Genomic DNA, 13,028 nt, shown 5'->3' on the forward strand with positions numbered 1-13,028 from the left:
TTATTGCTCCTCCATGTTCAGCGGGAAGTGGCAGGCGAAGAAGTGGTTTTTGACCGGGCGCAGGCGCGGCGTTTCGATGCACTTCTTCTGCGCGTAAGGGCAGCGCGGCCCCAGGCGGCAGCCGATCGGCAGGTGTTCCAGCGAAGGAATGGCGCCCGGTAGCGTGTTCAACCGGCTTTTGTGCGGCAGCGAGCGGCCGAAGTCCGGCATGGCGCGGATCAGCGCCTGGGTATAAGGGTGGTGCGGCGCCGCCAGCAGCTCTTCGCACTGGGCGCTCTCCACCGTTTGCCCGCAGTACAAGACGTTCACCCGGTCGGCCCACTTGCTCATCATCTGCAGGTCGTGGCTGATCAGCAGAATGGTGGTATTGTTGTTCTGGTTGAGGCGCGCCAACAGGCGGAAAATCTGCGCCTGAGTGGTCGGCTCCATGGCATTGGTCGGCTCATCGGCGATCAGCAGGCGCGGCTGGTTGGCCAGCGCGATGGCGATCATCACTTTCTGGCACTCGCCCTCGGTCAGCTCGTACGGGAAGCTGCCCATGATGTCGTCGTGATCCTTGATGCCGACGCGGTGCAGCAGTTCGATGGCGCGGCGTTTGCGCCAGTTGAAGCGTTGCCACCAGCGGCCCTTGTAGGTCCAGCCTGGGATGGCCTGCGCCAGCTGGCGGCCGATGCTTTCGGAAGGATCGAGACAGGACTGCGGCTCCTGGAAGATCATCGAGACGTTGTGGCCCACCAGCCTGCGCCGCTCGCGCGGGCTTAGCTGCAGCAGGTCGATGTCGTCGAAGCGAAAGCGATCGGCGGTGACGCGCCAGTTGTCTTTGGTCACGCCGCAGATGGCCTTGGCGATCAGGCTCTTGCCGGAGCCCGATTCACCCACCAGGCCGCGCACCTCGCCCTCGGTCAGCGTCATGCTGACGCGATCGACCGCCTTGACCGGCCCTTCGGCGGTCATAAATTCAATCGTCAGATTGCGGATATCGAGTAACGGCATTATTCCACCCCGGCATTGATTGCGCGGCGCATACCGTCGCCTAACAGGTTAACCAGCAGCACGCTGACGAGGATGGCCGCGCCGGGCAGCATCACCGTCCAGGGCGCAACGTACACCAGCTCGAGCGAATCGCCGAGCATCGCTCCCCATTCCGGCGAAGGCAGCTGCGCGCCGAGATCGAGGAAGCCGAGTGCGGCGATATCCAAAATGGCCATCGACAGCGCGCGGGTGAACTCGGTCACCAACACCGCCGCGATGTTCGGCATGACCGCGTACCACAAGATCTGCAGCGTGGAAGCGCCGTCAAGCCGGGCCGCCACCACGTACTCTTTCTCCAGTTCGTCGTGCACCGCGCTGTAGATAGTGCGCACCATGCGCGGCAACAAGGCGAGCCACACCGCCAGCATGGCGTGTTCAAGTTTGGGGCCGATAAACGCCACCACCACGATCGCCAGCAGCAGCGAGGGAATCGACAGCAGGGTATCGAGGATGTGGTTGAGCACCGCAGAGCGCAGCCCGTGGGTGACGCCGGCGAACACGCCGAGGATCACCCCGCAGAACGCCGCGGCCAGCGTCACCGCCAGCGCGGAGCCGAAGGTGGCGGCGGTGCCGGTCAACAGGCGGCTGAGGATGTCGCGCCCGAGATCGTCGGTGCCGAGGAAAAACGACACGTTGCCATAGCGCGACCACGACGGCGGCAGCAGCTGATAACCAAGGAACTGCTGATCCAGCGCGTAGGGCGCCAGCAGGCTGCCGAACAGCGACAGTAGCAGCAGGGCGATCACCCCGTAAAAACCGATCATCGCCAGCGCGTCGCCATAGAAAATCCGCCAGGTGTAGCGCAGCGGGCTCGGCATCTTTTTCTCGCGGTATACGTTATCGAAGGGCATACCATTCCTTATGTTTCAGCGGGTTGGTTGCCGCACCCAGAATGTCGGCCAGGACGTTAATGGTGATCACCAGCGTGCCGACCACCATGACGCCGGCGGAAATTGCCGCATAGTCCTGCTGGCGAATGGCGTTGATCAGCCACCGGCCGAGGCCCGGCCAACTGAACACCACTTCGGTGATCATTGCCAGCGTGAGCATGGTGGAGAACTGCAGCCCCAGCTTGGGCACAATTGGCGGCAGCGCATTGTGCAACACGTGGCGGCGAATGATGGTGAAGCGCGACAGGCCGCGGGTAGCGGCGGCCTTGATGTAGTTTTGGCTCAGCACATCGTCGGTGCTGATGCGCATCAGGCGCACCACTTCGGTGGTGGGCGCCACCGCCAGCGCGGCGATCGGCAGGATCATGTGACGCAGTGCGCTGCCGATCATCTCGGCGCGGTATGGCGAGTCCGACAGCCAGGCGTCGATCAGCGCGAAACCGGTGATAGGCTTTACCTGATACAGCAGATCGAAACGGCCGGAAACCGGCAGCCAGCCGAGATGCAGCGAGAAGAACAGCATCAGCAGCAGCGCCAGCCAGAACACCGGCATTGAAAAGCCCAGCAGCGCGAAGGTGCTGATGGCGGTGTCCTGCCACTTGCCGCGCAGCACGCCGGCGATGATGCCCAGCGGAATGCCGATAAACAGCGCCAGGGCGAACGCCAGCAGGCACAGTTCCATGGTGGCCGGGAATACTTCGCGCAGCTGTTCGCTGATCGCCTGGCCGTTGATGCTGGAGACGCCGAAGTCCCAGTGCAGCAGGCTGACGAAGTAGAACTGATAGGCGTCCAGCAGGGCGGCGCCGTTCAGCGGCGCGCGCGGCGTGAAATAGCTCAGGCTGAAGCTGACCAGCGTCAGGAAGAACAGCGTGATCAGCAGCAGCAGAATGCGGCGCAGGGTAAAGATAATCACTTGTTCACCTCCGGCGCGGATTCACGGTACACCCCGGCGAACGAGGCGTTGCCGAACGGGCTCAGCACCAATCCCTTGATGTCGTAGCGGTAGGCCTGCAGACGCAAAGAAGAGGCCAGCGGCAGCACCGGCAGTTGCTGCTCGAGGATTTTCTGCGCCTTGCGGTAGTTGTCGATGCGCTGAGACAGCTGCTGCGACAACAGCGCGTTCTGCAGCACCTCGTCGAAGCCTGGGTCACACCAGTGAGCATAGTTGGTTTGCGAACGGATTGCCGCGCAGCTCAGCAGCGGCCGGAAGAAGCTGTCCGGGTCGTTGCTGTCGGTGGCCCAGCCGGTCAGGGTCAGATCGTGGTTCATTTCCATCAGGCGCGCCTCTTGGAAACGGCCTTCTACCGGCACGATGGTGACGTTGATGCCCACCTGGCCGAGATCGGCCTGGATCAGCTCGGCGGTTTTCAGCGGGCTCGGGTTGTAAGACTGCGAGGCGGTCGGCACCCACAGCTTCAGGTTCAGCTGGCCGACGCCGGCCTGCCGCAGCATCTCGCGCGATTTGGCCGGATCGTACTCGGTGACGTGCGCGTCGTTGTCATAGGCCCAGGAGGCGCGCGGCAAGATTGAGGCGGCGGTTTCCGCCGTGCCGTAATAGATCGACTGCATCAATCGTTGGTTGTTGATCGCCAGCGAAATCGCCTGGCGCACATTGAGGTTGTCGAGCGGCGGTTTGCGGGTGTTGAACGCCAGATAAGCGATGTTCATCCCAGGGCGCAGCGTCAGGCGCAGGCGCGGATCGTCGCGCAGGATCGACAGCTGGCTGGCTGCCGGATAAGCCAGTACGTCGCACTCGCCGGTCAGCAGCTTGGAGAGGCGGCCGGTGCCGCCGGCGCCCAGATCGATCACCACCTGCGGCATGCGCGGCAGGCCTTTCCAGTAGGCGGCGTTGCGCGCCAGGCGAATATATTGCCCCGAGCGGTATTCGTTGAGCAGGAACGGGCCGCTGCCGACCGGCTCGCGGTCGATCAGCTCCTGATGGCCTTGGCGCGTCAGCGTGTCGGCGTATTCGGCGGACAGCACCGGCGCGTAGTGGGTCGCCAGGTGCCACAGGAACGAGGCGTCCGGTGACTGCAGGCGAATCTCCACCGTGTAGTCGTCGAGCTTTCTCACGCTCTGCACCGAATCGCCGAACTGCAGGCTGTCGAAATAGGGGTATTCGCCACCGTTGACGTCGTGATACGGGTGTTTTTGGTCAAATACGCGCGCGAAGCTGAACACCACGTCGTCGGCGTTCATCTTGCGGGTGGGCGTAAACCAGGCGGTGGTCTGGAACGGCACGTCCTTGCGCAGATGGAAGCGGTAGGTGGCGCCGTTGTCCAGCACCTCCCAGCTTTGCGCCAGTTCGGGGATCAGCCGGTAGGTGTACGGGTCGACGTCCAGCAGGCGATCGTACAGCTGGGCGGCCAGGGTATCCACCGTCAGGCCGCTGCTGGCCATTTGCGGGTTGAAGGTATTCAGTATGCCGCTGACGCAATAAACAAAGCCGCTCTGGCGAATGTCCGGCAGCGGCGCCGCGCTGGGCGCGGGCGGTGTTGTCGCGGCCAGGGCAGAGCCCGTCAGGCACAACGACAGTATCCAAAAGGGTAAACCACGCATAGAGGCTCATGGGTTAATCAGCAATAGCGTTAGTGTATCGTACTCTGACCAGCAGCCCAATCCATTGAACAAAATCGCTGAGTTTTCTGCGACTTGATTAATCAGGCTGTTCAGCGGCAAGAAAAAAGTTTTTCATGTTATGTTATAATATAACAAAACCGTGTTACCGTTCCCCGGCAAAGTCACAATAACGCAAGGGGATGTATGAACGAAGTTGCACTTCCACCACGCCGTTCGCTGCCGGACGCTCAGGCATGGCGCGGCGAAATGAGTGATGTCGGGCTCGATTGGGTCGGGATGCAAGGGATCGCGCTGCCGCTGGAACTGGCTGGCAAGCCATTGATGGCGAAGGTCGACGCCGGCATCAACCTGCGCGCCGAAGCGGCGGGCGAACGCGGTATTCACATGTCGCGGCTGTATCTGGCGCTGGACGAATTGACGCAGGGCGAGCTGACGCCGCAGCGCATCGGCCGGACGCTGCAGGCCTTTCTGGATTCGCAGCCAGAACACAGCGATCGCGCCAGCTTGTCGATCAGCGGCGAGCTGTTGCTGTCACGTCCGGCGCTGCTGTCGCCACAGCGTGGCTGGAAGGCTTACCCGCTGCGCATCGAGGCCACCCTGGCAGGCACGCTGACGCTGGCGCTGACCGTCGGCGTGCCTTATTCCTCTACCTGCCCGAGTTCGGCGGCGCTCAGCCGTCAGTTGGCGCAGCAACAGTTTCAGTTTGATTTTGAACAGGCGGCGGAGCGGGTCAGCCAACGCCAGGTGAGCGAGTGGCTGCTGGAGCAAGGTATGCCGGCCACGCCCCACAGCCAACGCAGCTGGGCCTGGATCACCGTGACGCCCGAGAATGAACGGGCGTTCGAACCGGTGAAACTGATTGACCGCATCGAACACGCGCTGGGCACGCCGGTGCAAACGCTGGTGAAACGCTGCGACGAGCAGGCCTTCGCATTGGCCAACGGTCAGAACCTGATGTTTTGCGAGGACGCGGCGCGCCGTCTGTATCGCATGCTGCGCAGCCAGTGCGACTACCGCGCTTTTTCGCTGCGCGTCGAGCATCAGGAGAGCCTGCATGCCCACAATGCGGTGGCGAAGCTGAGCTGGCGGGGAGAACACCATGCTGCGTAAAAATCCCAGCGGCCATCTGCCGCAGGTCTCGCCGCTGGCCTACATCGATCCCACCGCCATTATTTGCGGCCGGGTGATCGTCGAAGATTTCGTCTACGTCGGGCCGTATGCGGTAATTCGCGCCGATGAGTTGAACGCCATCGGCGACATGGAGCCGATCGTCATCGGCTCGCACTCCAATATTCAGGACGGCGTGGTGATCCATTCCAAGAGCGGGGCGGCGGTGACTATTGGCCGTTACAGCTCGATCGCCCACCGCGCCATCGTGCACGGCCCGTGCCGCATCGACGATCGGGTGTTTATCGGCTTCAACAGCGTGCTGTTCAACTGCCACGTTCAGTCCGGCTGCGTGGTGCGCTACAACGCGGTCGTGGACGGCGTAACGCTGCCGGAAAACCGCTATATCCCCTCGACCGAACGCGTGGGGCCGGACAGCGACCTGTCGCGCTATCGCCAGGTCGACCGCGGCGCGCTGCAGTTTTCGGAAGAAGTGGCCGCCACCAACGTCGAGCTGGTGCGCGGTTACCAGGCATTACGCAATGAATTTTAATGAGGTTTCCATGAAACAACTTCCCGTGACCGTGCTTTCCGGCTTTCTCGGCGCCGGCAAGACCACGGTGCTGAACCACATCCTGAACAACCGGCAGGGCATGCGCGTGGCGGTGATCGTCAACGACATGAGCGAGGTGAATATCGACGCCGCGCTGGTGGAGAATGAAGTGCACCTCGATCGCCAGCAGGAAAAGCTGGTGGAGATGAGCAACGGCTGCATCTGCTGTACGCTGCGCGAAGACCTGCTGGTGTCGGTGCGCGAGCTGGCGCAGGACGGGCGCTTCGATTATCTGCTGATCGAATCGAGCGGCATCTCCGAACCGCTGCCGGTGGCGGAAACCTTTATTTTCGAGGATGAAGAAGGGGAAAGCCTGTCGCAGTTCGCCCGGCTGGATACCCTGGTGACGGTGGTCGACGGGGTGAATTTCATCCAGCAATATCAGCAGGCGCAAAGCCTTCAGGAGGCCGGTCAAAGCCTGGGCGAGGACGATCTGCGCAGCGTGGCGGACCTGTTGATTGAGCAGATCGAATTCTGCGACGTGATCCTGGTCAGCAAAACCGATCTGTTGACGCCAACCCAGCAGGGCGAAGTGATGGCGCTGCTGGCCAGCCTGAACCCGGACGCCCGCATTGTGCCGATCGCGCCGGGCAAACTGCCGCTGGAGGTAGTGCTGAATACCGGCAGCTTCAGCTTTGAAAAGGCTCAGCAGGCACCCGGCTGGCTGAAAGAGCTGCGCGGCGAACACGTGCCGGAAACGGAAAGCTACGGCATCAGCAGCTTTGTCTATCAGGCTCGGCGGCCGTTTGCGCCGGACAAGTTCTACCGCGTGATCAACGGCGACTGGGGAGGCGGCAAGCTGCTGCGGTCGAAGGGCTTCTTCTGGCTGGCGACGCGGCCGCGGCAGGCCGGGCAGTGGAGCCAGGCGGGCGGCATCGCCCATTATGGCCTCGCGGGCACCTTTTGGCGCGCCATCCCGCAAGACAACTGGCCACAGGATCCCGAAACGCGGGCGCATATTCAGGAGAAATGGGTGGAACCGTTCGGCGACATGCGCCAGGAGCTGGTGTTTATCGGCCAGCATTTGCAGCAGGCGACGATCGTGCGTCTGCTGGACGACTGCTTGTTGAGCGACGATGAAATGGCCGCCGGCGTGGACTATTGGCTGGACATGGCAGACCCGTTCCCTGAGTGGTAATTGCGCAATCTTCGTGTGGAAATGAGAAAAATTCTCAACAAAGTGCTTTACAGACGATACTGATAACTATTATCATCGCCTGGCAGTTCACGGAAGGCCACAGTTTGCGGCTCTGATGTGGAAGGCACGACATTGCTCACATTGCTTCCAGTGTTTTTTAAGCCAGCTCGGGTGCTGGCTTTTTTTTTGCCTGTTATTCCTCGTCCGCTTCGCCGTTTTGCAGCAGCGCATGCTTTTTCAGCATACCGCGCAGCTGATGATAGGTGAGCCCCAGCAGCTGCGCCGCCTTGCGCTGATTGAACCGCCCCTGCTGCAGCGCCGCCTCGATCAATGCCTTCTCCTGCTCCAGCTGCCAGAGTTTCAAATCCAACGGCAACGGCGGTAACGCGCCGGCGTCTTCAGGAATGGGCGCGACCGGCGTGGCCTCGCGTGGCGCAAACGGGTTGATGACGATCTCATCCAGCGGGCTGTCGCTGTCGCCGTGGCGATAGACCGAACGCTCCACCACGTTTTTCAGTTCGCGCACGTTGCCCGGCCAGCCATACTCGAGCAACGTTTGCCTGGCACGTTCGGTAAAGCCGGGAAACAGCGGCAGCGCCAGCTCGCGGCACATTTGAATGGCGAAATGCTCGGCCAACAGCATGATATCGGGCCGCCGTTGGCGCAGTGGCGGCAGTTGCACCACGTCGAACGCCAGCCGATCTAGCAGATCGGCGCGGAACTTGCCCGCCGCCGCCAGCGCCGGCAGATCGTCGTTGGTGGCGCACACCAGGCGCACATCCACCCGCAGCGGCTGGCTGCCGCCCACGCGCTCCAACTGACCGTATTCGATCACCCGCAGCAATTTCTCCTGCACCAGCATCGGTGCGGTTGCCAGCTCATCGAGGAACAGCGTACCGCCGTCGGCGCGTTCGAAGCGGCCCAGATGGCGCTTTTGGGCGCCGGTAAACGCGCCGGCCTCGTGGCCGAACAGTTCGGAATCCAGCAGGTTTTCATTCAGCGCCGCGCAGTTAAGCGAGATGAACGGCCCTTGCCAACGGTTGGAGAGGTAGTGCAGACGGTGGGCGATCAACTCCTTGCCGGTGCCGCGTTCGCCGATCACCAGCACCGGCTTGTTCAGCTTGGCGACCTGGGAGACTTGCTCCAAGACTTCGACAAAGGCGTTTGCCTCGCCCAACAAATTCTCTGGCTGTTCGTTCATGATGAAATTCGCCAATGTTTGGTGAAAATAATCACTCTACAGCAAGCGCGCAGAGAGTCAAAAATAAAGAGTTGTTGTTTTTCAATAATTTAAAAGTTGGCACGGGTTTTGATTATCTCTTTGGGCAAGCTGTACGACTTAACGCGGCGCTTCAGACGCCATCAGAACCAAGAGGAAGTGAATTATGGGTATTTTTTCTCGTTTTGCCGACATCGTGAACGCCAACATCAACACCCTGCTGGACAAGGCGGAAGATCCGCAGAAGCTGGTGCGGTTGATGATCCAAGAGATGGAAGACACGCTGGTTGAAGTTCGCTCTACGTCGGCGCGTGCGCTGGCGGAGAAAAAGCAGCTGCTGCGTCGCATCGAGCAGGGTGAAAACCAGGTCAGTGACTGGCAGGAAAAAGCCGAACTGGCGCTGCGCAAAGATAAAGAAGACTTGGCCCGTGCGGCGCTGATCGAAAAACAAAAAGTGGCCGATCTGATCGCTACGCTGACGCAGGAAGTGGCGACCGTAGAAGAAACGCTGGCGCGCATGAAGAGCGAAATCGGCGAGCTGGAAAACAAACTGACCGAAACCCGTGCGCGGCAGCAGGCGTTGGCGCTGCGTCATCAGGCCGCATCTTCTTCTCGTGACGTGCGCCGCCAGCTCGACAGCGGCAAGCTGGATGAGGCGATGGCGCGTTTCGAACAGTTCGAACGTCGCATCGACCATATGGAAGCCGAAGCGGAAAGCATCAGCATTGGTAAAAAGAAGTCGCTGGACCAGGAGTTTGCCGAGCTGAAAGCCGACGACGCCATCAGTGAGCAGCTGGCGGCGCTGAAAGCCAAAATGAACCGCTCCGAGTAAGGCGAGCCGCGGCCACACGCCGGAGGTGGCCGCCTATCCAGGATCCGATAAGAAGGAACAACAATGAGTGCTTTATTACTTGCCATTCCGCTGACAATTTTCGTGCTGTTTGTCGCGCCGATTTGGCTTTGGCTGCATTACAGCAATCGGCAACAGACCGGCATACAGCTGAGTCAGCAAGAAATGCAGCGCCTGGCGCAGCTGGCGGAAGATGCCAAACGCATGCGTGAACGCATTCAGGCGCTGGAAGAGATCCTCGATGCGGAACACCCGAACTGGAGACAGTCCTGATGAGCACGACGCTGGGCAGTAAAAAGCTTTATCGCGTTCCCGAAGAAGGCATGGTGAAAGGCGTCTGCGCCGGTTTGGCGCACTATTTCGACGTACCGGTGCGACTGATCCGCGTGATGGTGGTGCTGTCGCTGTTCTTCGGGCTGTTCTTCTTCACGCTGGTGGCCTATATCGCGCTGGTGTTCGTGTTGGATGAAGCGCCGGCCAGCCGTTTCGAAGGCGAGCATCAGAAGACGCCGCGCCAGCTGCTCGATCAGCTGGAGTATGAGTTGGGCAGCGGCGAGCAGCAGCTGCGTCAGGTCGAGCGCTACGTGACGTCCGATACCTTCGGCGTACAGAGCCGTTTCCGCAAGCTGTAACCCTTCTTGCGATACCCGGCCTGCGCAGGCCGGGCATCTTCGCCGCCGTTATCCCGTTGAATGTAACCTTAATCTCTTGTGCCGGAGGGCATTGTCATGAATAAAATCGATGTTGCAAACACCGCCAGAACGGGTGGATTTAAACGAGGAGCGGCGGCAATGTTGAAGACATTGGCTAAAGTCATCATCATAGCGTTATTGAACTATGGCCCGGCGGGCGCCGCCGGCTGGCTGCTGAAAACCGTCGGCCGTAAACCGGTGCGCGTCGTGCTGGCGCTGGTGCTGGAACCGCTGTTCCGTAAAGGCCTGAACAAGGCATTCGGGCGTTACGTCAAGGAGAGCAATGAAACGACTGCAAAATGAGTTAACCTCGCTGGTCAACCGCGGAATGGATCGCCATCTGCGCCTGGCGGTGACCGGCCTGAGCCGCAGCGGCAAAACCGCCTTTATCACCGCCTTCGTCAACCAACTGCTGCATGTGCACAGCGGCGCGCGCATGCCGCTGTTTTCACCGGTGCGCGAAGAGCGCCTGCTGGGCGTCAAACGCATCCCGCAACGCGATCTCGGCATCCAGCGTTTCACCTATGACGAAGGGCTGGCGCAGCTGTACGGCACGCCGCCGGCCTGGCCGACGCCGACGCGCGGGGTCAGCGAAATCCGGCTGGCGCTGCGTTACCGCTCCAACGACTCGCTGCTGCGGCACTTCAAAGACACTTCCACGCTGTACCTGGAGATCGTCGATTATCCGGGCGAATGGTTGCTGGATCTGCCGATGCTCGAACAGGATTACCTGGCCTGGTCGCGCCAGATGACCGGGCTGCTGCAGGGCGAACGCGCCGAATGGGCCAAGCCCTGGCTTGAACTGTGCAAGGCCTGCGATCCGCTGGCTCCGGCCGACGAAAACCGGCTGGCGGCGATCGCCCAGGCCTACACCGATTATCTGTTGCGCTGCAAAAGCGAAGGGCTGCACTTCATTCAGCCAGGCCGTTTCGTGCTGCCGGGCGACATGGCCGGCGCGCCGGCGCTGCAGTTTTTCCCGTGGCCCGACGTGGCCGCGATCGGCGAATCGAAGCTGGCGCAGGCCGACAAACACACCAACATCGGCATGTTGCGCGCTCGCTTCAACTATTACTGCCAGTCGATCGTCAAAAACTTCTACAAAGAACACTTCGTTCGTTTCGATCGGCAAATCGTGCTGGTTGACTGCCTGCAGCCGCTCAACAGCGGCCCGCAGGCGTTCAACGACATGCGCCTGGCGCTGACCCAACTGATGCAGAGCTTCCATTACGGCAAGCGCACGCTGTTTCGCCGCTTGTTCTCGCCGACCATCGACAAACTGATGTTCGCCGCCACCAAGGCGGACCATATCACCGCCGATCAGCACGCCAATCTGGTGTCATTGCTGCAGCAGCTGGTGCAAGAGGCGTGGCAGAACGCGGCGTTCGAGGGCATTAGCATGGATTGCGTCGGCCTGGCCTCGGTGCAGGCGACCGAGAGCGGCATCGTCGATCACCAGGGGCAACGCATTCCGGCATTGAAGGGCAACCGCCTGAGCGACGGCGCACCGCTGACGGTGTTCCCCGGCGAAGTGCCCGCCCGCCTGCCGGGACCGGCGTTCTGGCAGAACCAGGGGTTCCACTTCGATGAGTTTCGTCCGCGCGCCATGAGCGTGGACAGCCCGTTGCCGCACATCCGCCTGGATGCGGTGATGGAGTTTTTATTGGGAGACAAATTGCGATGAGCGAGCCGATCAAACCGCGTATCGATTTTGACGAGCCGCTGCAGCCGCCGCAGGAGCCGGCGTTGCGCGCCGGCGTCGCTTTCGATGCCGAACAGGCAGAAAGCTTTTTCCCGGCGGCGCCGGAACTGCAGCAGGAAGAGGAAGAAGGGCGCGCCGAAGGCATCATCAACGCCGCGCTGAAACCTAAACGCAGCCTGTGGCGCAAAATGGTCACTGCCGGGCTGGCGCTGTTCGGCGTCAGCGTGGTGGCGCAGGGCGTGCAGTGGGTGCATACCGCTTGGGTGCAACAGGACTGGATCGCCATGGGCGGCGGCGTGGCCGGCGGCCTGATCGTGTTCGCCGGCGTCGGTTCGGTGGTCACCGAATGGCGGCGTTTGTATCGGCTGCGCCAGCGCGCGGAAGAGCGCGACGTGGCGCGCGAGCTGTTGCACAGCCACGGGCTGGGGCAAGGGCGCGAATTCTGCGAGAAGCTGGCGCGTCAGGCCGGGCTGGATCAGGGGCATCCGGCGTTGCAGCGCTGGCAGGCCTCGTTGCATGAAACCCAAAATGACCGTGAAGTGGTGGAGCTGTACACCAAGCTGGTACAGCCAGTGCTCGACAACCAGGCGCGGCGCGAAATCAGCCGCTCCGCCGCCGAATCGACGCTGATGATTGCCGTCAGCCCGTTGGCGCTGGTGGATATGGCGTTTATCGCCTGGCGCAACATCCGTTTGATTAACCGCATCGCGGCGCTGTACGGCATCGAACTGGGTTACTTCAGCCGCATTCGTCTGTTCCGGCTGGTGCTGCTCAACATCGCCTTCGCCGGCGCCTCTGAACTGGTGCGTGAAGTGGGCATGGACTGGATGTCGCAGGATCTGGCGGCGCGGCTGTCGGCGCGCGCGGCGCAGGGCATCGGCGCGGGGTTGTTGACCGCGCGGTTGGGCATCAAGGCGATGGAGCTGTGTCGCCCGCTGCCGTGGCTGGAAGGGGAAAAACCGAAGCTTGGCGATTTCCGCAGCCAGCTGATCGGCCAGTTGAAAGACACGCTGAAAAAGAGCGACGGCAAGGCCAAATAACCCCGCGACGGCGCTCCCAGGAGCGCCGTTTTCTCAACGGCACCGACGCCGGACGTAATCGAGACTTGACGACAGTCGATCCCCCTGTGATTGCGTGATAAATCTCTGCAAAATTAATTCTGGTTGTGATAACTCTCTGTTTGTAGGCTAAAATGACGCCGATACTGT

Annotated in this window: 14 protein-coding genes; 9 read left to right on the top strand and 5 right to left on the bottom strand. The window is 61.4% G+C overall.

The features are described 5' to 3' along the window. Genes sapD through sapA form a run of 4 tightly spaced genes read right to left on the bottom strand, consistent with a single transcriptional unit; the run spans position 1 to position 4,481 of the window. Positions 1–993: a putrescine export ABC transporter ATP-binding protein SapD gene (gene sapD, locus WA302_RS14305; RefSeq protein WP_019452674.1), complete on the bottom strand. Its 993-nt coding sequence runs from the start codon at positions 991–993 to the stop codon at positions 1–3. Beyond that, complete coding sequence (sapC, locus tag WA302_RS14310; protein ID WP_004930580.1) at positions 993–1,883, bottom strand: putrescine export ABC transporter permease SapC; 891 nt, start codon at positions 1,881–1,883, stop codon at positions 993–995. The genes sapD and sapC overlap by 1 nt, the downstream gene beginning before the upstream one ends. Continuing rightward, entirely contained in the window at positions 1,870–2,835 is a 966-nt protein-coding gene (gene sapB, locus WA302_RS14315) for a putrescine export ABC transporter permease SapB (protein ID WP_004930575.1), read from the bottom strand. The genes sapC and sapB overlap by 14 nt, the downstream gene beginning before the upstream one ends. Continuing rightward, positions 2,832–4,481, bottom strand: coding sequence for an ABC transporter substrate-binding protein SapA (sapA, locus tag WA302_RS14320; RefSeq protein WP_049207454.1), 1,650 nt, complete (start codon positions 4,479–4,481; stop codon positions 2,832–2,834). Before sapA ends, sapB begins: the two co-directional genes overlap by 4 nt. Before the next feature lie 204 nt (positions 4,482–4,685). Between sapA and folE2 the strand changes: the two genes are divergently transcribed. From folE2 to zigA, 3 genes are read left to right on the top strand one after another with little or no spacing between them, the layout of a single operon-like run. Then, positions 4,686–5,612, top strand: coding sequence for a GTP cyclohydrolase FolE2 (gene folE2 / locus WA302_RS14325; RefSeq protein WP_336064311.1), 927 nt, complete (start codon positions 4,686–4,688; stop codon positions 5,610–5,612). Beyond that, entirely contained in the window at positions 5,602–6,162 is a 561-nt protein-coding gene (locus WA302_RS14330; protein ID WP_089191865.1) for a carbonate dehydratase, read from the top strand. Before folE2 ends, WA302_RS14330 begins: the two co-directional genes overlap by 11 nt. Before the next feature lie 10 nt (positions 6,163–6,172). Further along, positions 6,173–7,360, top strand: a complete 1,188-nt coding sequence (zigA, locus tag WA302_RS14335; protein WP_336064314.1) for a zinc metallochaperone GTPase ZigA — start codon at positions 6,173–6,175, stop codon at positions 7,358–7,360. 193 nt (positions 7,361–7,553) lie between these two features. Here the strand turns inward: zigA and pspF are convergent, their stop codons facing one another. Continuing rightward, a complete protein-coding gene (gene pspF, locus WA302_RS14340; RefSeq protein ID WP_025303001.1) occupies positions 7,554–8,561 on the bottom strand; it encodes a phage shock protein operon transcriptional activator in 1,008 nt (335 codons plus the stop codon). Positions 8,562–8,745: 184 nt separating this feature from the next. Between pspF and pspA the strand changes: the two genes are divergently transcribed. The 6 genes from pspA to WA302_RS14370 all read left to right on the top strand — a co-directional run bounded on the left by pspA (position 8,746) and on the right by WA302_RS14370 (position 12,860). Then, positions 8,746–9,411, top strand: a complete 666-nt coding sequence (gene pspA, locus WA302_RS14345; protein ID WP_025303000.1) for a phage shock protein PspA — start codon at positions 8,746–8,748, stop codon at positions 9,409–9,411. A 63-nt stretch (positions 9,412–9,474) separates the two neighbouring features. Beyond that, positions 9,475–9,702, top strand: coding sequence for an envelope stress response membrane protein PspB (gene pspB / locus WA302_RS14350; RefSeq protein ID WP_004930553.1), 228 nt, complete (start codon positions 9,475–9,477; stop codon positions 9,700–9,702). Then, positions 9,702–10,061: an envelope stress response membrane protein PspC gene (gene pspC / locus WA302_RS14355; protein WP_004930552.1), complete on the top strand. Its 360-nt coding sequence runs from the start codon at positions 9,702–9,704 to the stop codon at positions 10,059–10,061. Before pspB ends, pspC begins: the two co-directional genes overlap by 1 nt. 96 nt (positions 10,062–10,157) lie before the next feature. Continuing rightward, positions 10,158–10,424: a phage shock protein PspD gene (gene pspD / locus WA302_RS14360; RefSeq protein ID WP_025302999.1), complete on the top strand. Its 267-nt coding sequence runs from the start codon at positions 10,158–10,160 to the stop codon at positions 10,422–10,424. Next, positions 10,405–11,802 carry a YcjX family protein gene (locus WA302_RS14365; RefSeq protein ID WP_025302998.1) on the top strand — a complete coding sequence of 466 codons (1,398 nt, stop codon included), beginning with the start codon at positions 10,405–10,407 and terminating at the stop codon, positions 11,800–11,802. Before pspD ends, WA302_RS14365 begins: the two co-directional genes overlap by 20 nt. After that, positions 11,799–12,860 (top strand): YcjF family protein, encoded by a 1,062-nt coding sequence (locus WA302_RS14370; protein ID WP_151428572.1) that lies wholly within the window; start codon positions 11,799–11,801, stop codon positions 12,858–12,860. Before WA302_RS14365 ends, WA302_RS14370 begins: the two co-directional genes overlap by 4 nt. Positions 12,861–13,028 lie beyond the last annotated feature (168 nt).

The organism is Serratia sp. 201, assembly GCF_037027545.1.
Classification (GTDB): domain Bacteria; phylum Pseudomonadota; class Gammaproteobacteria; order Enterobacterales; family Enterobacteriaceae; genus Serratia; species Serratia bockelmannii.